Origin of the sequence: Pseudomonas sp. Root562 (genome assembly GCF_001427125.1) — a bacterium.
Taxonomy (GTDB): domain Bacteria; phylum Pseudomonadota; class Gammaproteobacteria; order Pseudomonadales; family Pseudomonadaceae; genus Aquipseudomonas.
In genome coordinates this window covers 58,292-83,896 of sequence record NZ_LMGK01000023.1, presented here as the reverse complement: position 1 = coordinate 83,896, position 25,605 = coordinate 58,292, and the positions used below count along the sequence as shown (strand labels likewise).

At 59.0% G+C, this 25,605-nt stretch carries 27 protein-coding genes; 19 read left to right on the top strand and 8 right to left on the bottom strand.

What is annotated here, in order from left to right; all coding sequences use genetic code 11:
- The first annotated feature begins 17 nt into the window (after window positions 1-17).
- Complete coding sequence (locus ASD60_RS19980) at window positions 18-635, top strand: FKBP-type peptidyl-prolyl cis-trans isomerase (protein ID WP_056855672.1); 618 nt, start codon at window positions 18-20, stop codon at window positions 633-635.
- 128 nt (window positions 636-763) lie between these two features.
- Here the strand turns inward: ASD60_RS19980 and ASD60_RS19975 are convergent, their stop codons facing one another.
- From ASD60_RS19975 to ASD60_RS19965, 3 genes are all read right to left on the bottom strand, one after another.
- Window positions 764-1,021, bottom strand: coding sequence for a PA4570 family protein (locus ASD60_RS19975; RefSeq protein ID WP_056855671.1), 258 nt, complete (start codon window positions 1,019-1,021; stop codon window positions 764-766).
- A 207-nt stretch (window positions 1,022-1,228) separates the two neighbouring features.
- A complete protein-coding gene (locus ASD60_RS19970) occupies window positions 1,229-1,570 on the bottom strand; it encodes a zinc ribbon domain-containing protein YjdM (RefSeq protein ID WP_028624609.1) in 342 nt (113 codons plus the stop codon).
- A gap of 177 nt (window positions 1,571-1,747) precedes the next feature.
- Window positions 1,748-2,716: a polyprenyl synthetase family protein gene (locus ASD60_RS19965; protein WP_056855670.1), complete on the bottom strand. Its 969-nt coding sequence runs from the start codon at window positions 2,714-2,716 to the stop codon at window positions 1,748-1,750.
- A gap of 240 nt (window positions 2,717-2,956) precedes the next feature.
- Between ASD60_RS19965 and rplU the strand changes: the two genes are divergently transcribed.
- The 5 genes from rplU (at window position 2,957) to ASD60_RS19940 (ending at window position 6,743) form a co-directional block, all read left to right on the top strand.
- On the top strand, window positions 2,957-3,271 hold the full coding sequence (gene rplU, locus ASD60_RS19960; protein WP_003176051.1) for a 50S ribosomal protein L21: 315 nt from the start codon (window positions 2,957-2,959) through the stop codon (window positions 3,269-3,271).
- Between the two features lie 35 nt (window positions 3,272-3,306).
- Window positions 3,307-3,564, top strand: a complete 258-nt coding sequence (gene rpmA, locus ASD60_RS19955) for a 50S ribosomal protein L27 (RefSeq protein ID WP_003281574.1) — start codon at window positions 3,307-3,309, stop codon at window positions 3,562-3,564.
- Between the two features lie 195 nt (window positions 3,565-3,759).
- A complete protein-coding gene (cgtA, locus tag ASD60_RS19950) occupies window positions 3,760-4,983 on the top strand; it encodes an Obg family GTPase CgtA (RefSeq protein WP_056855669.1) in 1,224 nt (407 codons plus the stop codon).
- A gap of 167 nt (window positions 4,984-5,150) precedes the next feature.
- Window positions 5,151-6,269 carry a glutamate 5-kinase gene (gene proB, locus ASD60_RS19945; RefSeq protein WP_056855668.1) on the top strand — a complete coding sequence of 373 codons (1,119 nt, stop codon included), beginning with the start codon at window positions 5,151-5,153 and terminating at the stop codon, window positions 6,267-6,269.
- 12 nt (window positions 6,270-6,281) lie between these two features.
- Entirely contained in the window at window positions 6,282-6,743 is a 462-nt protein-coding gene (locus tag ASD60_RS19940) for a CreA family protein (RefSeq protein WP_056855667.1), read from the top strand.
- Between the two features lie 134 nt (window positions 6,744-6,877).
- On the opposite strand, the gene rpsT is transcribed toward ASD60_RS19940, so the two are convergent.
- The gene (rpsT, locus tag ASD60_RS19935; RefSeq protein ID WP_020798646.1) at window positions 6,878-7,156 is read right to left on the bottom strand and encodes a 30S ribosomal protein S20; all 279 of its coding nucleotides are present in this window, start codon (window positions 7,154-7,156) and stop codon (window positions 6,878-6,880) included.
- Between the two features lie 252 nt (window positions 7,157-7,408).
- On the opposite strand from rpsT, the gene murJ reads away from it, so the two are divergent.
- From murJ to ispH, 6 genes are all read left to right on the top strand, one after another.
- Window positions 7,409-8,947 carry a murein biosynthesis integral membrane protein MurJ gene (gene murJ, locus ASD60_RS19930; RefSeq protein WP_056855666.1) on the top strand — a complete coding sequence of 513 codons (1,539 nt, stop codon included), beginning with the start codon at window positions 7,409-7,411 and terminating at the stop codon, window positions 8,945-8,947.
- 141 nt (window positions 8,948-9,088) lie between these two features.
- Window positions 9,089-10,039: a bifunctional riboflavin kinase/FAD synthetase gene (gene ribF, locus ASD60_RS19925; RefSeq protein ID WP_056855665.1), complete on the top strand. Its 951-nt coding sequence runs from the start codon at window positions 9,089-9,091 to the stop codon at window positions 10,037-10,039.
- Complete coding sequence (gene ileS / locus ASD60_RS19920) at window positions 10,040-12,871, top strand: isoleucine--tRNA ligase (RefSeq protein ID WP_056855664.1); 2,832 nt, start codon at window positions 10,040-10,042, stop codon at window positions 12,869-12,871. It abuts the gene before it with no gap.
- A complete protein-coding gene (lspA, locus tag ASD60_RS19915) occupies window positions 12,864-13,376 on the top strand; it encodes a signal peptidase II (RefSeq protein WP_056855663.1) in 513 nt (170 codons plus the stop codon). The genes ileS and lspA overlap by 8 nt, the downstream gene beginning before the upstream one ends.
- 7 nt (window positions 13,377-13,383) lie before the next feature.
- Entirely contained in the window at window positions 13,384-13,821 is a 438-nt protein-coding gene (fkpB, locus tag ASD60_RS19910) for an FKBP-type peptidyl-prolyl cis-trans isomerase (RefSeq protein WP_172668667.1), read from the top strand.
- Window positions 13,822-13,978: 157 nt separating this feature from the next.
- Window positions 13,979-14,926, top strand: coding sequence for a 4-hydroxy-3-methylbut-2-enyl diphosphate reductase (gene ispH, locus ASD60_RS19905; protein WP_056855662.1), 948 nt, complete (start codon window positions 13,979-13,981; stop codon window positions 14,924-14,926).
- On the opposite strand, the gene ASD60_RS19900 is transcribed toward ispH, so the two are convergent.
- The gene (locus ASD60_RS19900) at window positions 14,895-15,452 is read right to left on the bottom strand and encodes a GspH/FimT family pseudopilin (RefSeq protein WP_056855661.1); all 558 of its coding nucleotides are present in this window, start codon (window positions 15,450-15,452) and stop codon (window positions 14,895-14,897) included. The genes ispH and ASD60_RS19900 overlap by 32 nt on opposite strands.
- Window positions 15,453-15,582: 130 nt before the next feature.
- Here ASD60_RS19900 and ASD60_RS19895 point away from each other — a divergent pair, with 130 nt between their 5' ends.
- The 7 genes from ASD60_RS19895 to thiO are packed head-to-tail and all read left to right on the top strand — an operon-like array spanning window position 15,583 to window position 22,331.
- A complete protein-coding gene (locus ASD60_RS19895; RefSeq protein ID WP_056855660.1) occupies window positions 15,583-16,056 on the top strand; it encodes a GspH/FimT family pseudopilin in 474 nt (157 codons plus the stop codon).
- Complete coding sequence (pilV, locus tag ASD60_RS19890) at window positions 16,053-16,502, top strand: type IV pilus modification protein PilV (protein WP_056855659.1); 450 nt, start codon at window positions 16,053-16,055, stop codon at window positions 16,500-16,502. The genes ASD60_RS19895 and pilV overlap by 4 nt, the downstream gene beginning before the upstream one ends.
- On the top strand, window positions 16,499-17,212 hold the full coding sequence (locus ASD60_RS19885) for a PilW family protein (protein ID WP_056855658.1): 714 nt from the start codon (window positions 16,499-16,501) through the stop codon (window positions 17,210-17,212). The genes pilV and ASD60_RS19885 overlap by 4 nt, the downstream gene beginning before the upstream one ends.
- Before the next feature lie 11 nt (window positions 17,213-17,223).
- On the top strand, window positions 17,224-17,691 hold the full coding sequence (locus tag ASD60_RS19880; protein WP_130907843.1) for a pilus assembly PilX family protein: 468 nt from the start codon (window positions 17,224-17,226) through the stop codon (window positions 17,689-17,691).
- Window positions 17,678-20,761, top strand: a complete 3,084-nt coding sequence (locus ASD60_RS19875; protein ID WP_056855656.1) for a pilus assembly protein — start codon at window positions 17,678-17,680, stop codon at window positions 20,759-20,761. Before ASD60_RS19880 ends, ASD60_RS19875 begins: the two co-directional genes overlap by 14 nt.
- Before the next feature lie 14 nt (window positions 20,762-20,775).
- Window positions 20,776-21,177: a type IV pilin protein gene (locus ASD60_RS19870; protein ID WP_056855655.1), complete on the top strand. Its 402-nt coding sequence runs from the start codon at window positions 20,776-20,778 to the stop codon at window positions 21,175-21,177.
- A 53-nt stretch (window positions 21,178-21,230) separates the two neighbouring features.
- On the top strand, window positions 21,231-22,331 hold the full coding sequence (gene thiO / locus ASD60_RS19865) for a glycine oxidase ThiO (protein ID WP_056855654.1): 1,101 nt from the start codon (window positions 21,231-21,233) through the stop codon (window positions 22,329-22,331).
- Window positions 22,332-22,390: 59 nt separating this feature from the next.
- On the opposite strand, the gene ASD60_RS19860 is transcribed toward thiO, so the two are convergent.
- The 3 genes from ASD60_RS19860 to ASD60_RS19850 are packed head-to-tail and all read right to left on the bottom strand — an operon-like array spanning window position 22,391 to window position 25,537.
- A complete protein-coding gene (locus tag ASD60_RS19860) occupies window positions 22,391-23,722 on the bottom strand; it encodes a sigma-54-dependent transcriptional regulator (protein ID WP_056855653.1) in 1,332 nt (443 codons plus the stop codon).
- Between the two features lie 2 nt (window positions 23,723-23,724).
- The gene (locus ASD60_RS19855; RefSeq protein ID WP_056855652.1) at window positions 23,725-25,314 is read right to left on the bottom strand and encodes a sensor histidine kinase; all 1,590 of its coding nucleotides are present in this window, start codon (window positions 25,312-25,314) and stop codon (window positions 23,725-23,727) included.
- Complete coding sequence (locus tag ASD60_RS19850) at window positions 25,304-25,537, bottom strand: PP0621 family protein (protein WP_056855651.1); 234 nt, start codon at window positions 25,535-25,537, stop codon at window positions 25,304-25,306. The genes ASD60_RS19855 and ASD60_RS19850 overlap by 11 nt, the downstream gene beginning before the upstream one ends.
- Window positions 25,538-25,605: the final 68 nt, after the last annotated feature.

The window sequence follows — 25,605 nt, the reverse complement described above, 5'->3', positions numbered from 1 at the left end:
CACAGCGGAGCAGTGTCATGTCCGAAGTAAATCTGTCCACCGACGAAACACGCGTCAGCTACGGTATCGGCCGTCAGTTGGGCGACCAACTGCGCGACAACCCGCCACCGGGCGTCAGCCTGGACGCGATCCTGGCCGGCCTGACCGACGCGTTTGCCGGTCTGCCTAGCCGTGTCGGCCAGGAAGAAATGTCCGCGAGCTTCAAGGTGATTCGCGAAATCATGCAAGCCGAAGCAGCAGCCAAGGCTGAAGCGGCCGCTGGCGAAGGCCTGGCCTTCCTGGCTGAAAACGCCAAGCGTGACGGCATCACCACCCTGGCCTCCGGCCTGCAGTTCGAAGTACTGACTGCCGGTGAAGGCGCCAAGCCATCCCGTGAAGACACCGTGCGTACTCACTACCACGGTACCCTGATCGACGGCACTGTGTTCGACAGCTCCTACGAGCGTGGCCAGCCTGCAGAATTCCCGGTTGGCGGCGTGATCGCTGGCTGGACCGAAGCCCTGCAACTGATGAATGCCGGCAGCAAATGGCGCCTGTACGTGCCGAGTGAACTGGCTTACGGCGCTCAAGGCGTTGGCAGCATTCCGCCGCACAGCGTTCTGGTGTTCGACGTCGAACTGCTCGACGTTCTGTAAGGCCGATTTCCTGTAGGAGCGAGCCTGCTCGCGATGGGCGTCAACGATGACGCGGGCATTCTGAATGAACGCGGTGTCTTTGAGTTTTTCGCGAGCAGGCTCGCTCCTACAGAGTCTTGCGGCGTTTTTCATACTTCTATCTTGTGGTGCAACTCGTGTGTCGGGCGCAATGCTCGGGCATAGCAGAACAGAAACAGGTTGCGCACCACTTCCTTGAGCACCACAGGCTCGCTTGAGCTCAAGCCGTTGAGGTCCAGGTCACCCTGATCCTGAAGTTCGTTCAACGCTTCCTCTTCCAGTACGGCACAGACTTCCCCGGTTTCCCGATGAAGGATCCTGAGGTAAGGGTGCGGGCGATCCAGCCAGGCATCGATCAAATAAGTCATGGGTTCTCATCTCCATTGATGGTTTTCAATGAGAATAATTCCTATTCAATAAATAGCAAGGATCGATTAGAGGTTTGCGCTTTTTTCCGGGCAAAGATTGCGTAAGGTCAAAACGGCTGGCCTTTGGCTATTGCGTAAAATTGCTGGGTGGGACGGGAGAGGGCGAAGCACCATCCCACGCTTGGCGCGGGATGGAATACAGCAATATCAGACTTTTCTGACGAACTCGGATTTGAGTTTCATCGGGCCGATGCCGTCGATCTTGCAGTCGATGTCGTGATCGCCATCGCACAGGCGGATGTTCTTGACCTTGGTGCCGACCTTGACCACCAGGGACGTGCCCTTGACCTTGAGGTCCTTGATCACGGTAATGGTGTCGCCGTCCTGCAGGACGTTGCCGACCGAATCCTTTTTCACCGCGTCATCGGATGCCGCTTCGGCTTCGCCGGTGGCGGACCATTCGTGGGCGCACTCAGGGCAGATCAGCTGGGCGCCGTCTTCATAGGTGTATTCGGAATTGCATTTCGGGCAGGGTGGCAACGTGCTCACTAAGGCTCCTTGGATTCAGGATCGCTAAAAAGCGCACATTGTATAGGGTTTTTAGCGGGTGAGGGGCGACACCTGAATTGTAGGGGCGAAGCTTGTCCGCGGAGGCGATCTACCAGTCGACATCAATTTGACTGACAAATTGCCTTCGCGGCAAGCCTCGCTCCTACGAAGGGAGTATCAGTGCGTGCGGGCTACCGAAAACTCGCTCAGTTCAACCAGCGCATCGCGATACTCGCTCGGCGGCAGCACTTCGAGGCATTTGATCGCTCGGGCCACATAATCGCGAGCCAGTTGTGCGGTGTATTCCAGCGAGCCCGAGGCTTCCACGGCTACGCGGATGCTCTCCAGGTCTTCGATGCCGCCTTTCTGGATCGCCTTGCGCACCAGGGCGGCCTGTTCCGGCGTGCCTTCGCGCATGGTGTAGATCAGCGGCAGGGTCGGCTTGCCTTCGGCCAGATCGTCACCGACGTTCTTGCCCAGGGTTTCGGCATCGCCTTTATAGTCGAGCAGGTCGTCGACCAGTTGGAAAGCCACGCCCAGGTGATCGCCGAACATGCGCAGTGCTTCGCTCTGCTCGGGCGTTGCGCCGGCCAAGGCGGCGGCGCTGTGGGTCGAGGCTTCGAAGAGCATCGCGGTTTTGCCGCGGATGACTTCCATGTAGGTTTCTTCGGTGGTGCTGGCGTCACGAACCTTCGACAGCTGCAAGACTTCGCCTTCGGCGATGATGCGCGTGGCTTGCGAAAGGATCTTCATCACGGGCATGGAGCCCAGTTCGACCATCATTTCGAATGAACGCGAATACAGGAAGTCGCCGACCAGTACGCTGGGTGCATTGCCCCACATGGCGTTGGCGGTCGAGCGGCCTCGGCGCATGCCGGACATATCGACCACGTCGTCATGCAGCAAGGTAGCGGTGTGCAGGAATTCGATGGTGGCGGCCAGCAGTCGCAGGTCATCGCCTTCACGTCCCAGGGCCTTGCCAGACAGCAGCACCAATAAAGGACGCAGGCGCTTGCCGCCGGCCGAGGTAATGTAATCGCCGATTTTCGATACCAGCGGCACTCGGGAAGTCAGCTGCTTCTTGATGATGCCGTCGACGGCGCTAAAATCGTCCGCCACCGCGCGGTAGAAAGCTTGGGGTTGCATCAGCGACAGTCGCTCCAGAAGGGTTGCGCGGCATGCTAGGACCCACGTCCGGGCCTGTCAAGGCGCGATGGACGGCCTATTGCAAGGCGCTCGTGCCTTGCGTACAATCGCGCACCCTGAACTTCCTGGGCAGCACCTGCCTTACGCAATTGCAAGCGGGCCTTCCAGCCCCATGCAGCCATGCCAGCCAATACCTCTTCTTATAAAGAGCTGGGTGAGCAGGATTATCGGAGAAATACCATGTCTTATGCAGTAATCGTTACTGGCGGCAAGCAGTACAAAGTCGCCCCAGGTGAATACCTGAAGATCGAAAAACTGGAAATCGCTACCGGCGAATCCGTTACCTTTGATCGCGTTCTGTTGGTTGCCAACGGTGACGACGTGAATATCGGTGCTCCAGTTGTTGCTGGCGCTACCGTTGTGGCTGAAGTGATCTCCCAAGGTCGTCACGATAAAGTCCGCATCATCAAGTTCCGTCGTCGTAAGCACCACATGAAGCGTATGGGCCACCGCCAGTGGTACACCGAGATCAAAATCACCGGTATTCAGGCTTAATTTCAGCCTAATTCCTCACTAGGAGAATTGAACTCATGGCACACAAAAAAGCTGGTGGTAGTACCCGTAACGGTCGCGACTCAGAAGCCAAACGCCTTGGCGTGAAGATGTATGGCGGCCAGGCTATCAAAGCAGGCAACATCATCGTGCGTCAGCGCGGCACCCAATTCCACGCTGGCTACGGCGTTGGCATGGGTAAGGATCACACCCTCTTCGCTAAAGTCGAAGGCGTGATCAAGTTCGAAGTAAAAGGCGCCTTCGGTCGTCGTTACGTGAGCGTAGTCGCAGCTTAATTGCGCGATCGCTGGAAAAGCCCTGTCTCGCGACGGGGCTTTTTCGTTTGTGGGGTGAGTCTCTTGCAAAGCTGTTTGTATGGGCTGTCGGCGTACGATGTAGGTGTCGTGGTTTGGGGTCGCTGCGCTCATTTTTGCAAGAGTCTTATGTCTTGATTGTTTTTCGGCTCGTCCGTATGGCGAGAGGCGTTTGTTATGAAGTTTGTTGATGAAGTATCGATTCGAGTAAAGGCCGGTGACGGCGGCAATGGCTGCATGAGTTTCCGTCGCGAAAAATTCATCGAAAACGGTGGCCCTAACGGCGGTGATGGCGGTGATGGCGGTTCCATCTACATGATGGCCGACGAGAACCTCAACACCCTGGTCGACTACCGTTACACCCGGCACTTCGATGCCGAGCGTGGCTCCAACGGCGGCAGCACCGACTGCACCGGCAAGAAGGGCGAGGATCTGATCCTGCGTGTACCTGTGGGTACCACGGTGATCGACTCTGCCACTCAAGAAGTGATCGGCGACCTGACCAAGGCCGGCCAGAAGCTGATGGTGGCTCATGGTGGCTGGCACGGCCTGGGCAACACCCGTTTCAAATCCAGTACCAACCGTGCGCCACGCCAGACTACGCCGGGCAAGCCGGGTGAGCAGCGTGACCTGAAGCTGGAAATGAAAGTGCTCGCGGACGTCGGTCTGCTGGGCTTGCCGAACGCTGGTAAAAGTACCTTTATCCGTTCGGTATCGGCCGCCAAGCCGAAAGTGGCCGATTACCCGTTCACAACCCTGGTGCCGAACCTGGGGGTGGTCAGCGTCGATCGCTGGAAAAGCTTCGTGGTCGCGGACATCCCGGGTCTGATCGAAGGCGCTTCCGATGGCGCGGGTCTGGGGATTCGCTTCCTCAAGCACTTGTCGCGTACCCGTCTGTTGCTGCACCTCGTCGACATGGCGCCACTGGATGAAACCAGCGCTCCGGACGCCGCCGAAGTCATCGTCAACGAGCTGACCAAATTCAGTCCGTCGCTGGCTGAGCGCGATCGCTGGTTGATCCTGAACAAGTGCGACCAGATCCTCGATGAAGAGCACGATGCTCGCGTCAAGGAGATCGTCGATCGTCTGGAGTGGACCGGTCCGGTCTATGTGATCTCGGCCATCGCCAAGCAGAACACCGAGCGTCTGTGCCACGACATCATGCGTTACCTGGAAGATCGCGCCGATCGCCTGGCCAACGACCCGGCCTACAAGGAAGAATTGGCCGATCTCGATCAGCGCATTGAAGATGAGGCGCGTGCCCAGCTGCAGGCGCTGGACGATCAGCGTGCTCTGCGTCGCAGTGGCGTGAAGTCGGTCCATGACATCGGTGACGATGATTGGGATGAAGAAGATGTGGATGACGAAGACGGTCCGGAAATCATTTACGTGCGTGACTGATTCGTTGCGATAAACTTAAGCGCCGCTCAATCGAGCGGCGTTTTAGTATCTGGAAATCGTCGATGGTCACTCATAACCACGAATAACCACGAATAACCACGAATAACCACGAATAACGTCACGGGCAGTGCCAGGTCGCGCTGTCCTCAAAGCAAAGGTTGAAGATGATGCGGAGCAAGGTGACAGGTGCGCAGCGTTGGGTCGTGAAGATCGGCAGCGCTTTGCTGACGGCGGACGGCAAAGGCCTGGATCGCGCGGCAATGGGTGTCTGGGTAGAGCAGATGGTGGCCCTGCATGAGGCGGGCGTCGAGCTGGTGCTGGTGTCCTCCGGGGCGGTGGCGGCCGGTATGAGCCGTCTGGGCTGGACCTCCCGACCCAGTGCAATGCACGAACTCCAGGCCGCTGCGGCAATCGGTCAGATGGGGCTCGTGCAGGCCTGGGAGTCGAGCTTTGCCGAGCATGGTCGGCACACGGCGCAGATTCTCCTGACCCACGACGACTTGTCTGACCGCAAGCGCTACCTCAACGCCCGCAGTACCTTGCGTGCGCTGGTTGAGCTGAAAGTGATCCCTGTCATCAACGAGAACGACACCGTGGTCACCGACGAAATCCGTTTCGGCGACAACGATACCCTGGCGGCGCTGGTGGCCAACCTGGTCGAGGCTGATTTGCTGGTGATCCTGACCGATCGCGACGGCATGTTCGACGCCGATCCGCGCAACAATCCCGATGCACAGCTGATCTACGAAGCGCGCGCCGATGATCCCGCACTTGATGCGGTGGCGGGTGGTACGGGTGGTGCGCTGGGTCGTGGCGGCATGCAGACCAAGCTGCGCGCGGCGCGTCTGGCGGCGCGTTCCGGGGCGCATACCATCATCGTTGGTGGGCGTCTTGAGCGTGTGCTGGATCGCCTCAAGGCTGGCGAGCGCATTGGCACCTTGCTCTCGCCGGAGCGCGGCATGCTGGCGGCGCGCAAGCAATGGCTGGCCGGGCATCTGCAAACCCGTGGCACCCTGGTGCTCGATGCGGGGGCTGTGACGGCGTTGTCTAAGGGCAATAAAAGCTTGTTGCCGGTTGGGGTCAAGCTGGTCCAGGGCAGTTTCCGTCGCGGCGAAATGGTGGTTTGCGTGGCGCCGGACGGTCGTGAGATTGCCCGTGGCCTGGCCAACTACAGCGCGCTGGAAGCACAAAAAATCATCGGTCAGTCGTCTGATGCGATTGTCGGTCTGTTGGGTTACATGGCGGAACCGGAACTGGTTCACCGCGATAACCTGATTCTGGTCTGAAGGAATACCTGAATGCGCGTGGCAAAAGGATTGTTGGGGCTGCTGTTGGCAATGCCGTTGTTGGCTTCGGCCGAGGAGATTGGTCAAGTGTCGACGGTGTTCAAATTCGTCGGCCCGAATGACCGGATCGTCGTCGAGGCGTTTGATGATCCCAAGGTCGAAGGTGTGACCTGCTATCTGTCGCGCGCCAAGACGGGCGGCGTGAAGGGGGGTCTTGGCTTGGCTGAAGATCGTGCCGAAGCGTCCATCGCTTGTCGCCAGGTGGGGCCGATCAGTTTCAAGGGTGAGCTCAAGGATGGCGACGAGGTGTTCAAGGAGCGCACGTCGCTGGTGTTCAAAACCATGCAGGTGGTGCGTTTCCTCGACAAGAAGCGCAATACGCTGGTGTATCTGGTGTACAGCGATCGCTTGATCGAAGGCAGTCCGCAGAATGCGGTGACGGCGATCCCGATCTTGCCGTGGGCTCAGCAGTGATTTGAAGATTGTCTTCGTGGCCAGGCCTCGCTCCTGCAGGGTGGGGCTTGCCCGCGAAGGTGTGGATTGATGCGCACCAAATCGCAGGCAATAAAAAACCGACCCTGAGGTCGGTTTTTTAATGAACGAGTCGCTTAGGCAGCAGCGGCAACGTTCAGGGCCTTAACGTGGCCATTCAGGCGGCTCTTATGGCGAGCAGCCTTGTTCTTGTGGATGATGCCTTTATCGGCCATGCGGTCGATAACTGGCACAGCCAGAACGTAAGCAGCTTGAGCTTTTTCAGCGTCTTTTGCGTCGATGGCTTTAACTACATTCTTGATGTAGGTACGAACCATGGAACGCAGGCTGGCGTTGTGGCTGCGACGCTTCTCAGCCTGTTTTGCACGTTTTTTGGCGGAAGGTGAGTTGGCCACCGTCGAGCTCCTCGAAAGACTTTTTAGGAAATAGCAAACAAAATAGGCCGCGAATCATGCCGATGAGTTGAGGTCTTGTCAAGGGCGGTTGAGACGTTCCGCTAAGTGGTAGGTACTACACCTCTGGATATTTCTTTCCAGCGTGCGACCTGTAAACTCGCGAGCTTTGGCTCTGTGCTGTTGCGGCGCGGAGTATCGCATAAGTAGGCGCATTGTTCGCCTGCTGTTTATCGACAGGCACAAACTCTTTCAATGAATCTGCTCAAATCGTTGGCCGCCGTCAGCTCTATCACGATGCTTTCCCGGGTTCTCGGGTTCGTTCGAGACACCCTCATTGCGCGGGCATTCGGCGCGGGAATGGCGACCGACGCCTTTTTCATCGCCTTCAAGCTGCCAAACCTGTTGCGACGGATTTTCGCCGAGGGCGCGTTTTCCCAGGCCTTCGTGCCGATTCTCGCCGAATACAAAAGTCAGCAGGGCGATGAGGCGACGCGAACATTCATTGCTTACGTTTCGGGCCTGCTGACACTGGTGCTGGCGTTGGTCACTGCGGTGGGCATATTGGCTGCGCCATGGGTCATCTGGGTAACAGCACCGGGTTTTACCGATACCCCGGAAAAATTCGAGCTCACCACTGACCTGTTGCGGGTGACCTTTCCTTACATATTGCTGATCTCCCTTTCATCGCTGGCAGGCGCAATCCTCAATACCTGGAACCGTTTTTCGGTGCCGGCGTTCGTGCCGACGCTGCTCAATGTCAGCATGATTGTCTTCGCGCTGTTCCTGACCCCGTATTTCGATCCGCCGGTAATGGCACTGGGTTGGGCGGTGTTGGTGGGTGGTCTTGCGCAGCTGCTCTATCAACTGCCGCATCTGAAAAAAATCGGCATGCTGGTGCTGCCGCGCCTGAATTTGCGCGACACCGGTGTCTGGCGAGTAATGAAGCAGATGCTGCCGGCGATTCTCGGGGTGTCGGTGAGTCAGATCTCGCTGATCATCAACACTATTTTCGCTTCGTTCCTGGTCGCAGGTTCCGTGTCCTGGATGTATTACGCCGATCGTTTGATGGAATTGCCGTCCGGTGTGTTGGGTGTGGCGCTGGGGACAATCCTGCTGCCGACCCTGGCCAAGACCTACGCCAGCAAGGATCGCCAGGAATACTCACGCATTCTTGATTGGGGGTTGCGACTGTGCTTTGTGCTGGTGCTGCCTTGCGCTCTGGCATTGGCGATTCTGGCCGAACCGCTCACGGTTTCGCTGTTCCAGTACGGTCAGTTCGATGCCCATGACGCCGCCATGACCCAGCGTGCGTTGATCGCCTATTCCGTCGGTTTGCTCGGGATCATCGTGATCAAAGTGCTGGCGCCGGGCTTTTATGCGCAACAAAACATCCGCACGCCGGTAAAAATCGCAATTTTCACTCTGGTGGTCACTCAGCTGTTCAACCTGTTGCTGATCGGCCCGCTGGCGCACGCCGGCCTGGCGCTCGCCATCAGCGCTGGGGCCTGTCTGAATGCCGGGCTGCTTTTCTATCAATTGCGCAAGCAGCAGATGTATCAGCCGCAACCGGGCTGGGCAAAGTTCGGCTTCAAGCTGGTGATTGCGGTGGTGGTGATGTCCGGCGTATTGCTGGCCGGGATGCACTTTATGCCGGCCTGGGGCGAAGGGCAGATGCTTGAGCGTTTCCTGCGTCTCGGAGCTTTGGTGGTTGCCGGTGTGGTTGCCTATTTCGGCATGTTAATGTTGATGGGCTTCCGTTTGCGCGACTTCAACCGCAAGGCGTTGGGCTGAGGATAAAACCTCGATATCTGTCATGAAAAAACGGCACGGGCCGGCATTTCTGTCGGCTCGATTACTTTGGGATACGGTGTTGCCTGTCGTCGGCCGCCGGGTGTGGTTATAATCGACCACTTTATGAGCAAGAAGCGCGTTATGCAGCTGGTTCGAGGCCTCCACAATCTGCGCCCCCAGCATCGGGGCTGTGTCGCCACTATTGGCAACTTTGACGGTGTACACCGTGGCCACCAGGCTATCCTGGCGCGGCTGCGTGAGCGTGCGCTCGAGTTGGGCGTGCCCAGCTGCGTGGTGATTTTCGAGCCGCAGCCGCGAGAGTTTTTCGCTCCGGACACCGCACCGGCCCGTCTGGCCCGCCTGCGTGACAAACTGCAGCTGCTGGCTGGCGAAGGCGTCGACCGGGTCTTGTGCCTGGCGTTTAACCATCGCCTGAGCAAACTCAGCGCCAGCGAATTCGTCGATACCATTCTGGTGGACGGCCTCGGTGTACAGCACCTTGAAGTCGGTGACGACTTCCGTTTCGGCTGTGACCGGGTAGGCGATTTCGATTTCCTGCAACAGGCCGGCGTCATGCAGGGCTTCACCGTTGAAGCGGCGCAGACCGTCGAGCTCGATGGCATTCGCGTCAGCAGTACCCAGGTGCGTAACGCACTGGCGGCTGCCGATTTTGCCCTCGCTGAACGTCTGCTCGGGCGCCCGTACCGGATTGCCGGTCGCGTGTTGCATGGCCAGAAACTGGCGCGCCAACTGGGTACGCCCACTGCCAACATTCAACTCAAGCGCCGTCGTGTGCCGCTGACAGGCGTTTACCTGGTCAGCGTCGACCTCGATGGCAAGACCTGGCCGGGTGTCGCCAATATCGGCGTTCGACCTACGGTTCAGGGGGATGGCAAAGCCCATCTCGAAGTTCATCTTTTAGATTTTGCCGGCGATCTGTATGACCGGCGTATGACGGTGGTTTTCCACCAAAAGCTGCGTGAAGAGCAGCGTTTCGCCTCTCTGGAGGCGCTTAAGACGGCGATCAATGCGGATGTCGCCGCCGCCCGTGCCCTGTCGCACCTAGCGCCAATCGCTAATGAAGAGCCTTAAATGACCGACTATAAAGCCACGCTAAACCTTCCGGACACCGCCTTCCCAATGAAGGCCGGCCTGCCACAGCGCGAACCGCAGATTCTGCAGCGCTGGGACAGTATTGGCCTGTACGGAAAGTTGCGCGAGATTGGCAAGGATCGTCCGAAGTTCGTCTTGCACGACGGCCCTCCGTACGCCAACGGCACGATCCACATCGGTCACGCACTGAACAAGATTCTCAAGGACATGATCATCCGCTCGAAGACCCTGTCGGGCTTCGATGCGCCGTATGTTCCTGGCTGGGACTGCCATGGTCTGCCGATCGAACACAAAGTCGAAGTGACCCACGGCAAGAACCTGGGCGCGGACAAAACCCGCGAACTGTGCCGGGCTTATGCCACCGAGCAGATCGAAGGCCAGAAATCCGAATTCATCCGTCTGGGCGTGTTGGGCGACTTCGCCAACCCGTACAAGACCATGGACTTCAAGAACGAGGCCGGTGAAATCCGTGCCTTGGCTGAAATCGTCAAGGGCGGTTTCGTGTTCAAGGGCCTCAAGCCCGTAAACTGGTGCTTCGACTGCGGTTCGGCCCTGGCTGAAGCGGAAGTCGAGTACGAGAACAAGAAGTCTTCGACCATCGACGTCGCGTTCCCGATTGCCGATGAAGCCAAGCTGGCTGCCGCTTTCGGTCTGCCGTCGCTGGCCAAACCTGCGTCGATCGTGATCTGGACCACCACCCCGTGGACCATCCCGGCCAACCAGGCGCTGAACGTTCACCCGGAATTCAACTACGCGCTGGTCGACATCGGCGACAAGCTGCTGGTATTGGCTGAAGAACTGGTCGAGGCCTGCCTTGCGCGCTATGGCGTTGAAGGCTCGGTCGTCGCGACCACCACCGGTAAACAACTGGAACTGATCAACTTCCGTCACCCGTTCTACGACCGTCTGTCGCCGGTTTATCTGGCTGATTACGTTGAACTGGGCGCAGGCACTGGCGTGGTTCACTCCGCGCCAGCCTACGGCGTGGACGACTTCGTGACCTGCAAGAAATACGGCATGGTCAACGACGACATCCTCAATCCAGTGCAAAGCAACGGCGTGTACGTGCCATCGCTGGAGTTCTTCGGCGGCCAGTTCATCTGGAAGGCCAACCCGGCCATCGTCGACAAGCTGGCCGAAGTCGGCGCGCTGCTGCACACCACTGTCATCGAACACAGCTACATGCACTGCTGGCGCCACAAGACCCCGCTGATCTACCGCGCCACTGCGCAGTGGTTCATCGGCATGGACAAAGAGCCCACCAGCGGCGACACCCTGCGTGTGCGCTCGCTCAAAGCCATCGAAGACACCAAGTTCGTCCCGGCCTGGGGCCAGGCGCGCCTGCACTCGATGATCGCCAACCGTCCGGACTGGTGCATTTCCCGTCAGCGCAACTGGGGCGTGCCGATCCCGTTCTTCCTGAACAAGGAAAGCGGCGAGCTGCACCCACGCACCGTCGAGCTGATGGAAGAAGTCGCCAAGCGCGTCGAAGTCGAAGGCATCGAAGCCTGGTTCAAGCTGGACGCCGCCGAGCTGCTGGGCGCCGAAGCGCCGCAGTACGACAAGATCAGCGACACCCTCGACGTCTGGTTCGACTCGGGCACCACGCACTGGCACGTCCTGCGCGGTTCGCACCCGATGGGCCACGAGAGCGGCCCGCGCGCCGACTTGTACCTGGAAGGTTCGGACCAGCACCGTGGCTGGTTCCACTCGTCGCTGCTGACCGGTTGCGCCATCGACAACCACGCGCCGTACCGCGAGCTGCTGACCCACGGTTTCACCGTCGACGAGTCCGGCCGCAAGATGTCCAAGTCCCTGGGCAACGTGATCGCACCGCAAAAGGTCAACGACACACTGGGCGCCGACATCATGCGTCTGTGGGTCGCGTCTACCGATTACTCCGGTGAAATGGCGGTATCCGAGCAGATCCTGCAACGCAGTGCGGACGCCTACCGGCGTATCCGTAACACCGCGCGCTTCCTGCTTTCCAACCTGACCGGTTTCAACCCGGCCACCGACCTGCTGCCGGCTGAAGAAATGCTCGCGCTGGACCGTTGGGCCGTGGACCGTACCCTGCTGCTGCAACGCGAGTTGCAAGAGCACTACGGCGAGTACCGTTTCTGGAACGTGTACTCGAAGATCCACAACTTCTGCGTGCAGGAGCTGGGTGGTTTCTACCTCGACATCATCAAGGATCGCCAGTACACCACTGGCGCCGACAGCAAGGCCCGTCGTTCGTGCCAGACCGCGCTGTTCCACATCAGCGAAGCGCTGGTGCGCTGGATCGCGCCGATCCTGGCGTTCACCGCCGACGAGCTGTGGCAGTACCTGCCGGGCGAGCGTAACGAATCGGTCATGCTCAACACCTGGTACGAAGGTCTGACCGAACTGCCGGAAGGCTTCGAACTGGGTCGCGCCTACTGGGATCGCATCATGGAAGTGAAGGTGGCGGTCAACAAGGAAATGGAAATCCAGCGTGCGGCCAAGGCCGTCGGTGGCAACCTGCAAGCCGAAGTGACGCTGTTCGCCGAAGACGCCCTGAGCGCCGACCTGGCCAAGCTGAGCAACGAGTTGCGCTTCGTGTTGATCACTTCGACCGCCAGCGTTGCGCCGTTCGTACAGGCGCCTGCCGACGCAGTGGTCACCGAAGTCAGCGGCCTGAAACTGAAAATCGTCAAATCGGCCCACGCCAAGTGCGCCCGTTGCTGGCACTGCCGTGAAGATGTCGGCGTGAACCCGGAACATCCGGAAATTTGCGGTCGTTGCGTCGACAACATCAGCGGCGCCGGCGAGGTTCGTCACTATGCCTAATGCCGTTGGTCGCTTCGGGCGACTGGGCTGGCTCTGGTTGAGCTTGCTGGTTCTGGTCATCGACCAGGCCAGCAAGTTCTACTTCGAAGGCAGGCTCGAGATGTACCAGCAGATCGTGATCATTCCCGATTACTTCAGCTGGACCCTGGCCTACAACACTGGCGCGGCATTCAGCTTTCTGGCCGACAGCTCCGGCTGGCAGCGCTGGTTGTTTGCCCTGATCGCGATTGGGGTGAGTGCGGTGCTGGTGGTGTGGCTCAAGCGTCTGGGGCGTAACGAGACCTGGCTGGCGGTTGCGCTGGCGCTGGTGCTCGGTGGCGCGCTGGGCAACCTGTATGACCGCATTGCCCTGGGCCATGTGATCGATTTCATCCTGGTGCACTGGCAAAACCGCTGGTACTTCCCGGCGTTCAACTTTGCCGACAGTGCAATTACGGTCGGTGCGGTAATGCTGGCACTGGATATGTTCAAAAGTAAAAAGACCGGAGAAACCGTTCATGACTGAACAGGTATTGGCTGAGCAACGCATCGGCCAGAACACGGAAGTCACCTTGCATTTCGCATTGCGCCTGGAGAACGGCGACACGGTGGACAGCACCTTCGACAAAGCCCCGGCGACCTTCAAGGTCGGTGATGGCAACCTGTTGCCAGGTTTCGAAGCGGCACTGTTCGGTTTCAAGGCGGGCGACAAGCGTACCCTGAGCATCGAGCCGGAAAACGCTTTTGGCCAGCCTAACCCGCAAAACGTGCAGATCATCCCGCGCTCACAGTTCCAGGACATGGACCTGTCGCCAGGATTGCTGGTGATCTTCAACGATGCGGCCAATACTGAATTGCCGGGTGTGGTCAAAGAGTTCGATGACGCGCAAGTGACCATCGACTTCAACCATCCGCTGGCTGGCAAGACGTTGACCTTTGACGTGGAAATCATCTCCGTCAAAGCGCTGTAACTGACCGGATTCGGTCAACTGTAGGAGCGAAGCTTGCTCGCGAAGGCGTCATCACATCCAGCATTGATGTCGACTGATCTGCCGCTTTCGCGAGCAAGCTTTGCTCCTACAGGTTTGTAATGATCTAACTTCTTGCGCGCAAGACACGAGGCACAGCATGCAAATCAAACTCGCCAATCCCCGTGGCTTCTGCGCCGGTGTGGACCGGGCGATCGAAATCGTCAACCGCGCCCTGGAAGTCTTCGGGCCGCCGATCTATGTGCGCCATGAAGTGGTCCACAACAAATTTGTCGTCGAAGACCTGCGCAACCGTGGCGCGATCTTTGTCGAGGAGCTGGATCAGGTACCGGACGACGTGATCGTGATCTTCAGTGCCCACGGTGTTTCCCAGGCGGTGCGCACCGAAGCTGCCGGCCGTGGCCTGAAAGTATTCGATGCCACGTGCCCGCTGGTGACCAAGGTGCACATCGAAGTCGCACGCTACAGCCGCGACGGTCGCGAATGCATCCTCATCGGCCACGCCGGGCACCCGGAAGTCGAAGGCACCATGGGCCAGTACGATGCCAGCAATGGTGGCGCGATCTACCTCGTCGAAGACGAAAAGGATGTCGCCGCGCTGCAAGTGCATAACCCCGAGAAACTGGCGTTCGTGACCCAGACAACCTTGTCCATGGACGATACCAGTCGCGTCATCGATGCCCTGCGTACGCGTTTCCCGGCCATCGGTGGGCCACGCAAGGACGACATCTGCTACGCCACGCAAAACCGTCAGGATGCGGTCAAGCAACTGGCCGACGAATGCGATGTGGTGTTGGTTGTCGGCAGCCCGAACAGCTCGAACTCCAATCGCCTGCGTGAGCTGGCCGAACGCATGTCGACCCCGGCCTATCTGATTGATGGCGCTGAAGACCTGCAAAAGAGCTGGTTCGACGGTGTCGAACGTATCGGCATTACGGCTGGCGCCTCTGCACCGGAAGTGCTGGTGCGCGGCGTGATCCAGCAGTTGCAGGCCTGGGGCGCTACCGGTGCCGATGAGCTGGCCGGTCGTGAGGAGAACATCACGTTCTCCATGCCTAAAGAGCTGCGCGTCCGCTCCCTGCTTTAAGCGTTTTTCCTTCTGCGCACAACGCCTGCTCAGCCTTCGCGCTGCGCAGGCTGACGCGTCCGCTCGGCGCCAGTACCACCTGATACTGACTGACCGCTTCGCGCGCAGCGCAAACATGTAATGTCCCCGCCTGAAATTCTCCCTGGGCGAACTGTGGTTCGCCCAGATGGCTGAAACGCACGAACTGGCTGACAGGTCGGTTACCGACGATCGGCATCGGCGTGGCGCTTTGACGCTCGACCAGCAGCGGATTGCCGGGGTCTTTGTGCCCCTTGCCACTGATATCCAGAATGATTCGCCAACCCTGGCCCCAGTCACCGTTGATGGAATGAATCATCACGCTTTGATGGCGGGCGATCGCCTCGGTTCTGGCGGTGCGGATGTCACTGTACAGCGACTGCGCAGCCTGCTCGCGAAGGTTCGATTCGGTAACTGCCGCGAATGCCGGACTGACCAAATGCAGAACAATCCCGACAATCGTCAGTCCCATAAGCAGTTCAATCAGGCTGAAACCGTGCTGACGCATGATATCTCCCTCCCTGGAGTGGCGTGATCTGTGCGCTCCCTGCGCGACTGATGGCAAATCTACCGCGCTGGGGCGGTGGAATGTTCTAGCGTGTAATTGCAGGTATAGCCGACGGCAACGGAGGGCACCGATGCAACATCATTCAAAAGGTTTCACGCTGGTCGAGTTGTTGATCGCGCTGGGGATCTTTCTGGTGCTGATCACTTTGGCCGTCCCGGCGTTTACCCGCTCGGCCCAAACGACAAAGGCCGACACTGAAATCGGCGACCTGCAACGCAGTCTGAATTTCGCTCGCCTCGAGGCCATCGACCGAGGCGTGACGACGCGGCTGCGGCCCAAGGCAGGCGACGGCGTCTGGACCGGAGAGTTAGCGGTTTATGACGGTACTGGCACTGCGGCCAATGTATTGCGGGTTGTTCCAGCGATGAGCAGCGGAGCGACTCTGACGCTAACCTCAGGGGTGAACCCCATTGATTTCAACAATCTGGGCGGGCTGGCGTCATCGTCCACGGCGGTGGTGATCAGTTATGTGCTGGGGTCGCAAAGCAGGACGCTGAATGTGTGTTTGAACGGACGAATTCTATTGGGTGGAAATTGCGGATGAGGCCATGGAGCAAGCATGCACAGGACGGCATGACATTGATCGAAGTTCTGGTTGCGTTGTTGATATTGAGCGTCGGGCTGTTGGGGGCGGCAGCTTTTCAATTGAATGCGCTGAAATACACCGACAGTGCGCGGATGACCAGCCAGGCCAGTTTCATCGCCTACGACATGATGGACCGTATCCGCGCCAACTCCGCTGCCGATTATACCGTGACACCTCCGACTTCCGGCAACCTCAACGTAGCCCGGGACCAGGATCTGTACGACTTCACCAGCAATATCGTCAATTTCGGCGGTCCCACCGCCACGGGCAGCATCGCACTCAATCAGCGGGTTTATACCATCACCATCACTTGGGATGACTCCAGGGCCGCCAATAGCGCCAATGCACGTCGCAGTTTCGTCCTCACCAGCCGTGCCACCGTTGACCCGGTATCGACGCCATGATCCGCCGGCAAAGAGGCTTCGGCCTGATCGAATTGCTGGTCGCCCTGGCTTTGAGTCTGGTGGTGGTCCTGGGCGTGGTGCAGATTTTCATCGCGTCGAAAAACACCTACGTCAGCCAGAACGCCGCCGCTGCGATGCAGGAAGACGCGCGTTTCGTGCTGAGCAAGATGATTCAGGAAATCCGCATGGTGGGCATGTTCGGTTGTCTGGGGACGATCACGGACGCCAGTACGCCGGGTGATTTCAACGCGGCACAAATCACACCGATCAGTTGGGATAACGCCAACCTCAAGCTGACTCTGGTAACGGCGGATGTCGGAAGCAGCGGCGGGACGCCGACCTGGACGGTGATATCCGACTGTCGAAACACTGCAACGGCATACAGCGACCTGCGCGCGCCGGCTTCGGGGCAGCTGGCATTCCCGATTCGACGGTTGATCTACAGCTTGAAGAACGGCCAGTTGACCATGGGTGTAGGCCGAGGCACGCCGGCCCAGCAGGTCCTGGTGGACAACGTCAGCGCCTTCAATGTGAGCTTTGGCCTTGCCAGCTCTGCTGCCGACTCGTCGGCTTCCAGTTACAGCAGCAACCCGTCCGACCCGGCACGCATCCGCAGCGTGCGATTGAGTTTGACCCTCACCGATCCGAACAACCGGGTCAGTAACCAAACCTTCAACGTGGTTGCCGCGTTGCGCAACCGACTGCCATGAGCGGGGGACAAATGATGGCGTTTCACGCCCAGCGCGGCATGGCATTGCTGGTCAGCCTGGTTTTCTTGCTATTGCTGACGCTAATCGGCATTTCATCGATGCAGAACGCCACCTTGCAAGAAAAAATGGCCGGCAGCGTAAGCCTGCGCAATCAGTCATTCCAGACCGCCGAAGCGGCGTTGCGCGTGGGTGAAAGCGCAGTGCAACTCGAGAGCTTCACACTGGCAGTGTGCAGCGGCACCAGCCAATGTGCGCCGCCGGCCGAGTCATCGACCATCAAGGCTGCCGGTTTCAATTCAACCTCAGGGGTGACCTGGATCGCTTCGGGCAATGGCTTCTACGGGGTGCAAAACATTGGCACCACCCTGACGGCGGTGAACGTGCCGAGCAACACCTCGGCAACCTTGTACCGGGTAACTGCCGTGGGCATCGCGGGCAACTCGCGCAGTGTGGTGGAGAGCATTTATGCGAAGTACTGAAAGGCGCACGCGGCATTGGCAGTTAATTTGCGGTGCTGTTTTGGGCCTGTATCTGGCGGCACCGACCTACGCCTTCACGCCTTCGGACTCACCTTTGTTAAGCGCCGCAGCGGTCGCGCCAAACGTGATGTTGATGATCGACGATTCAGGGAGCATGAATAACATCATCTGGGCGCCGGGATTCGATCCCACGGTCAATCGCGCGCAGATCGCGATCTGCGGTTCCAACTCGTCATGCCTCAGTGGCCAGAACCTGGACATGAGCGACACCAATATTTCCCTGTCGAGCCTGAACCGGGGCGGTTGCCCGAACAACGGCAATTGGTACGGTTTCTATCGAGGCTTTCTCGGGCTGACACCGATTTGCCTGAAACTGCCCGACCCGGTCGGCAATGAAAACACCCGGTATACCGCAAATTATCTGGCGTATCTGTTGGGGCTGGCCAACGGTTCGAGCCGGGATTTCACCTCGGGCGCCAATGCAATTCCCGATGAGTATCGGATCAGCGTCGCTCAGGATGTCTCGAAGAATCTGGTCACCAGCAATCGCTCATTGCGTATCGGACTTGCGACGTTCAATTCCCCCATCAGCAATAACCCGGGCAACGGTGGCTACATCGCCCGGGCGGTCAGCGATCTGTCGGTGGATGCCAACTACAACGCGCTGATTGCCTCGATCAATGGCTTGAGTGCCGTGGCCAACACACCGTTGGCGGAAGCCTATTACGAAGTGACGCGATACATGCGCGGCATGGCGCCGTACTACAACTCCACGCCGGCGACCTATACCAGCCCGATCCAGTATCGCTGCCAGAAGAACTACGGGGTGGTCATTACCGACGGTTTGCCCACCTACGACCGGACGTTTCCCACCAACGATCCGCTGGGTGGCACTCGTCTGCCGAACTGGGACGGCAACAGCGCCAACGACGGTGACAACCTCAGCGGTGACGGCGAGGGCGACACCCTCTATCTGGACGACATCGCCAAATTCGCCTTCGACATCGACATGCGCTCCACCGGAACCGATCTGGCCGGCAAAAGCTGGAACGCGACAGATTTCCCCAAGCAAAACATGAACACCTACACCGTGGGTTTCACCGCGGCGAACCAGATGCTGTCGGATGCTGCCAACTACGGTCAGGGCAAGTACTATCAGGCTACCGACAGCACCGGACTGAATGCCGCGCTGTCCTCCGCGCTGAGCGAAATCACTTCCAAGGCGGGGTCCGGTGGCAGTGGCGTGACCAGTGGGACGATTCTCGGCAGCGGTAGCAGCTTCTTTCAAACCAGCTATGACCCCAAGGATTGGCGCGGCACCATCAAGTCCTACGGCTTCACCGCCAGTGGCACGGTCAACACCAGTGCGGTGCAGTGGACCACCGACACGGCCATCGTGCCTGGCGCCACGGCGCCGATCTATCAGTCCTGGAACAGTCAAACCAACACCGTCGTGACGTTGGCCTATGCCAACTTCTCCACAGCGCAACAAACCACCCTCAATCAAGGCCTGCCCAGCGGTATCACCGGCAGCGATCTGGTGGAGTGGAGCAAGGGCACCAACAAGACCGGGTTGAAAGTACGCAGTGTGTTGCTGGGGGATATCATCAACTCGCCGCTGGTCCTGGCGTCACCCACGGACAAAACCGCCTCCGACCTTTCCGGCGACAGCACCTACAGCGCTTATCTGGCCACCAAAGCGGCCAACATGAATGCCAGCCTGGTGGTCAACGCCAACGACGGTTTCGTTAACGTCATCAACTCCACCAGCGGCGCACGACGCTACGCCTACATGCCGTCGAGTGTGTTGCCGTCGCTGCGCTACATCGCCGATACCGGCTACATCAACGGCGTCAGCCACAAGTTCCTGGTGGACGGGCAGGTGGGCGTGTTCGATGCCCAACTCAACAGTGCCTGGAAAACCCTGGCGCTTGGTGGCACCGGGGCGGGAGGGCGGACCTTCTACGCCTTGCAACTGTTCGATGCCTCGGCGGGCAATGCGACCAGAGCGTTGTGGGAAATCAGCGCGCCGACCAGCGCAAACACCGCAAACGCTTTCAATGATCTGGGTTATGCCTACGCCCGTCCGGAAGTGGCACGCTTGGCCGACGGTCGTTGGGCTGCGTTCATTTCCAACGGCTACGGCAGCAACTCCGGGGTCGCAGCCCTGTACGTAGTGGATGTCCGCGACGGCTCGCTGATCAAGAAAATCGTCGTCGACGGCAGCGAGACCAGCAACGGTTTGTCCTCGGTGAAGCTCAGGGTCAACTCGCAGAACGTGGTGCAGGCCGCTTATGGCGGGGATTTGAAGGGGCGGCTGTGGAAGTTTGACTTGAGCGGTACTTCTACCGACACCTGGGGCGTGGCGTTTTCCGGCAAGCCGTTGTTCACCACGGCGGGTGGTACGACCCAGCCCATCACCGCGCAACCCTTGCTGGCGGATAACTCGCTGGGTGGCAAAGTGGTATTTTTCGGCAGCGGAAAATTCAACGAAACGGCGGACAAGACCAACAAGGATTTGCAGGCGTTCTACGCGGTTTGGGATGCGGACGGTGGTTCCGGGCAGATCACCACCTCGAGCTTGCAGGCTCAGGCGGTGACGGGTGTGTTCTCGGGTAGCTCAGGTCAGTTCATCACCACCAGCCAGAACGAGGTGACTTATCCAGCGGAAAAGGGCTGGTACCTGCCATTGGTGTACAACAACGTGTTGACCGGTGAACGGGTGATCAATCAGGCCAATCTGATACTGGGTCGGATCGTCTTTACCACGGCCAGTGTCGACACCACGGACCCGTGCGCGAGCTTCGGCACCGGCAAACTGGTCGAACTCGATGCGTTCAGCGGTAAGATGCTCAACTATGCGGTGCTCGACACCAATAGCGACGGCGTGGTCGACAGCAACGATACCGTGTCCGCGGGTGTTATTTTCACCGGAGGCAATCCGACCTTGAACGCCATCGTCAATGGCGGGACACGCAAAGTGGTGAACGATTCCAGTGGCGGCATTACCACGCTGGTGGAAAAATCCGGCGGTGGCAGCCGTCGCATCATGTGGCGACAAATACAGTAAGTGAGAGTTGAGGCATGCACAGATCCAACCGCGGTTTTACCCTGATCGAAATCATGATCGTGATTGCGATCATCGGGATTGTCATGACCATCGCTGCACCCAGTTTCACCGAGTACCTGAAGAAGGGCCGTCGTGCCGAAGTGGCCGGCCTGCTTTCCGAGCAGGCGCAGATTCTCGAGCGTTTCTATACACAAAAGAATGTGTATACCGGCGTTGCCGGCCTGAGCCCTGGCAATGATTACTACACCATCACGTCGACCCTGACCGACCAGACTTTCCTGCTGACGGCGGTGCGCAAGGCCGGTACAGCCATGGCGACCGACAAGTGCGGTGATTTCACGATCACTAATACAGGCGTGCGCGGCATGGTCAACGCCACGGCCGGCCTGACCACCAAGGACTGCTGGGGTCGCTGAGGTTTTTCGGGCGCCTTTTGCGTCCACTGTCTATTTATCGGTTGGATCACAATATGAACAGGCAACAGCAAGTGGTGATTGTCGGTGGCGGGGTAATCGGCCTGCTGACGGCATTCAATCTCGCGTCCGAAGTGCAGAGCGTTGTGCTGCTGGACCGTTCGAATGTCGGTCAGGAGTCGTCCTGGGCGGGTGGCGGCATTGTTTCGCCGCTCTATCCATGGCGTTACAACCCGGCAGTTACCGCGCTGGCTCATTGGTCCCAGGACTTTTATCCACAGCTGGGTGAGCGCTTGTTTGCTGCCACCGGGGTCGATCCAGAGGTGCATACCACCGGTCTGTATTGGCTCGATCTGGATGACGAGGCCGAGGCGCTGGCCTGGGCAGTGCGCGAGAACCGTCCGTTGCGGGCTGTGGATATCTCGGCGGCGCACGATGCGGTGCCGGTGCTGGGCGGTGGTTTTTCCCGGGCCATCTACATGGCTGATGTAGCCAATGTACGCAATCCGCGTTTGGTGAAATCGCTCAAGGCAGCACTGCAGGCACTGCCGAACGTGACGATTCATGAGCAGTGCGCGGTCAGTGGCTTTATTCGCGAAGGTGAAAAAGTCGTCGGTGTACAGACTTCTGGCGGTGCGATTCATGGCGATCAAGTGGTCTTGACCGCGGGTGCCTGGAGCGGTGATTTGCTCAAGGGCCTGGGCCTGGAATTGCCGGTCGAGCCGGTGAAAGGGCAGATGATTCTCTACAAGTGCGCGGCGGATTTTCTGCCGAGCATGGTGCTGGCCAAGGGGCGTTACGCGATTCCCCGACGCGACGGGCACATTCTGATCGGCAGTACGCTGGAGTATGAAGGCTACGACAAGACGCCAACCGAATCGGCGCTGGAGAGCCTCAAGGCCTCGGCGATTGAGCTGATCCCGGCGTTGGCGGATGCCAAAGTGGTCGGGCATTGGGCCGGTTTGCGCCCGGGTTCGCCGCAAGGTATTCCCTACATTGGCCGGGTGCCCGGGTTTGAAGGCTTGTGGCTCAACTGCGGGCATTTCCGCAATGGGCTGGTGCTGGCGCCAGCGTCGTGCCAGTTGTTTGCCGATGTGATGTTGGATCGCGATCCGATTATTGACCCGGCGCCGTATGCTCCGTCCGGGCGGATTTGACCGTCAGGAATTAGTTGCTTGTCAGATTGCCATCGCGGGCTTGCCCGCGATGGGGGCCCTCAATCCAACCCTAATTTTTTCAGCCTGTAACGCATCGACCTGAATGAAAGATTCAACCGCTGAGCCGCCGCCGTGCGGTTCCAGCGGGTTTCTTCCAGTGCCTGAAGAATCAGCTGGCGCTCGACGTTTTCCAGATACATTTCCAGATTGTCGATTTGCGTCAGATCCGGCACCCCGCCCTCAGGCGTGCAATTACCCTCGGCCAATCGCAGGTCGCCGGCCTCGATCTGTTTGTTTTCGCAGAGGGTGTGCGCTCGTTCGAGCATGTTTTCCAGTTCCCGCACATTACCGGGGAAACGGTAATTTTTCAGTGCGTCGAGTGCTTGCGGGTGCAGTTTTGCCGGCGCTTGACCCGTATCGGCTGCCAACCGTTTGAGTACGTGGCTGGCCAATGGCTCGATGTCGTCACGGCGTTCGCGCAGGGGCGGCACTCGTAGCTCGATCACGTTCAAACGGTAGTAGAGGTCCTGGCGAAAGCGTTCCGCGGCGACTTCGCCACCAAGGTCTTTATGCGTGGCGCAAAGAATGCGCACATCGACCACCTCTTCCTGCTGGCCGCCGACGCTGCGTACGGCTTTTTCCTGGATCGCCCGCAGCAGTTTGACCTGCATTGGCAGCGGCAGGTCAGCCACCTCGTCGAGAAACAGCGTGCCGCCATGCGCAGCCTGGAACAGGCCGGGCTTGTCTTCGATGGCGCCGCTGAAGCTGCCTTTGCGATGCCCGAAAAACTCGCTTTCCATCAGTTCCGACGGGATCGCTCCGCAATTGACCGGGATAAAGGGTTGGTTGGCACGTGGGCCACGGTCATGGATCAGCCGCGCCACCAACTCCTTGCCGCTACCGGATTCGCCGCTGATGTACACCGGAGCCTGGCTGCGCGCCAATTTGTCGATCTGCTTGCGCAAGTTGCGCATGGGCAACGAATCGCCCAACAACCGTCGGTCGATGGCGACGCCAGGAGAGGGCAGGAGCAGGGCGCTGTTGACCAGTTCCCGCAAGCGGTTGAGATCCACCGGTTTGGTCAGAAAGTCGAAAGCGCCGGCCTTGAGCGCGTTGATTGCCGTATCAACGTTGCCATACGCCGTGATCATGGCCACCGGGATCTGTGGATAACGTTGCTGGATGTGCTGCACCAGCTCCAGGCCGGTGCCATCGGGCAGGCGCATGTCGGTCAGGCACAGATCGAATGTTTCACGCTTGAGCAGAGCCAGGGCCTCGCTCGCGTTACGCGCACTGTAGGTATCGAGTTTCATCCGTCCCAGGGTGATTTCCAGGAGTTCGCGGATGTCCGGTTCGTCGTCGACGATCAGGACTTTTTGCCGTGGGCTCATATTCAACTTTGTTTCCGTCCGTGAGCAAAGGTGATGCGAAAGCAGCCGCCGCCTTGGCGTGGTTTGAAGTCTAGGCGTGCCTGGTTGCTTTCGCACAACTCACGGGACAGATACAGCCCAAGGCCGGTGCCCTGGTGGCTGGTGGTGAAAAACGGTTCGAACAGTTGCGCCTGATGGTCCGGCGTCACACCGGCCCCGTCATCGAGCACTTCGAGGATCGGCAACTGGCTGTCGGGATCAATGAACAATTCAAGCCAGACTTGCGCCAGGTCGTGGTTTTGCGCGCTGTGGCGCCAGGCGTTGCGTATCAGGTTGTCGATGATCTGGTGCAATTGGTCCGGGTCCATCAACGTCTTGAAGTCGCCGGGGCCGATGTTCAGGTGTATCTGTTGACGCTCGGTCGCGGCCTCGCGAATTTCAGTGACGAACTGTTGCAGCCACGGCTTCAGGTCGAGGCGCTGCGCCACGGTTTGTTGGCGGCGGGACATTTGCAGGACGTTTTCGATTACCCGATTCATTCGTTGAGAGTGGTCTTGAATAATCTGCGTCAGACGTTGATCGGCGCTGTTCAGTTCCTCTGATTCTCGCAATAGCTGTGCGGCGTGACTGATGGCGCCCAGCGGATTGCGTATTTCATGGGCGATACCGGCGGTCAGGCGGCCAAGGGCGGCGAGTTTCATTTGTTGGGCTTGTTGGGCGATTTGCGCGATATCTTCGAGAAAAACCAGGGTCTGGTGTTGTGGGCTCGGGTCCAGGGCGATGAAGCTGGGTTGCAGCTCCATGCCGCTGCTGGCGATTTTAAGGCTCTGGGGGCGCAGCGTCGGGTTGTTGAGCCACAGGTGCAGACGCTCGACGAGCGACGGTAGGAGCTCGTCGATCAGTCGGCCTTCAAGGCGATCACAACCCAGCAGGGTCAAGGCGCCGTGATTGGCCAATTGCACTCGGCGCTGATCGTCGAGCACCAGGATGCCGGTGCGCATGCGTTGCAGGATCAGCGCATTGAGTGCTTCGAGGCCGATGACTTCGCTGGCCTTCTGCTCCACCAGCGTTTCGCTGACTTCCAGGCGTCGGGCCAGGCCCTGTACCAGCAACGCTGCGGCAAAACACAGGGCGCCGAGGGTACTGACTTGCAAATAGTCGTTGGGACTGGCGCGATGGCTGAAATTCAACAGCAAGCTTGAACCGACGATGCCGATCGCTGCGAGGGCGGCAATCAACAGGCCGATGCGCCTTCGCAACAAGGTATTGCTGATGGCCACTGAGACGATCAGCAAGTTGCCGATGGCGCTCGCCACACCGCCGCCGGCGTAGAACAGGCCGCACAGCAGAAAGATATCGAGCAGTGCCAGGCTGAACAGTTGTGCCGGTCGACGGGTGTTCTCGAAGAAGACCACCAGCACAATATTCAGCACCAGGTACAACCAACTGCCAATGCGCAGTAAATCGTCGTTGGCTGACGTCAGCAACCGATTATCCATGTTGCTGGAGATCAGCAGCACCAGGATGATGCCGACGCTTAAACGGTAGAGATGATAGAGGCGCAGCAGGCGCTGGGCCTGCTTGTCGCTGTGACTGGATGCCTCAGCGATCACTGGAACCGGGGCCTTGCTCAAGATGAGCCTGGCTGCAATACCACTGTTGTTGAAGGTTCAGTGCGCGATCGCGTGGCAGGTGCACACCGCAATGAGCACAACGGACCATTGGCGCTGCTTCCAGCTCGGCATTGGATTTGGGAGAGGAGGCCTGGCCCTTGTACTTGCGCCAGAACCACACCGCGGCGGCAATCACGGCGATCCAGAAGAGTATACGAAGCATGATGAGCTGCTTTATTGGCTGATGAACAGGCAGTTTAGCCGGGGACATGACAGGCGCACAGCGCATTC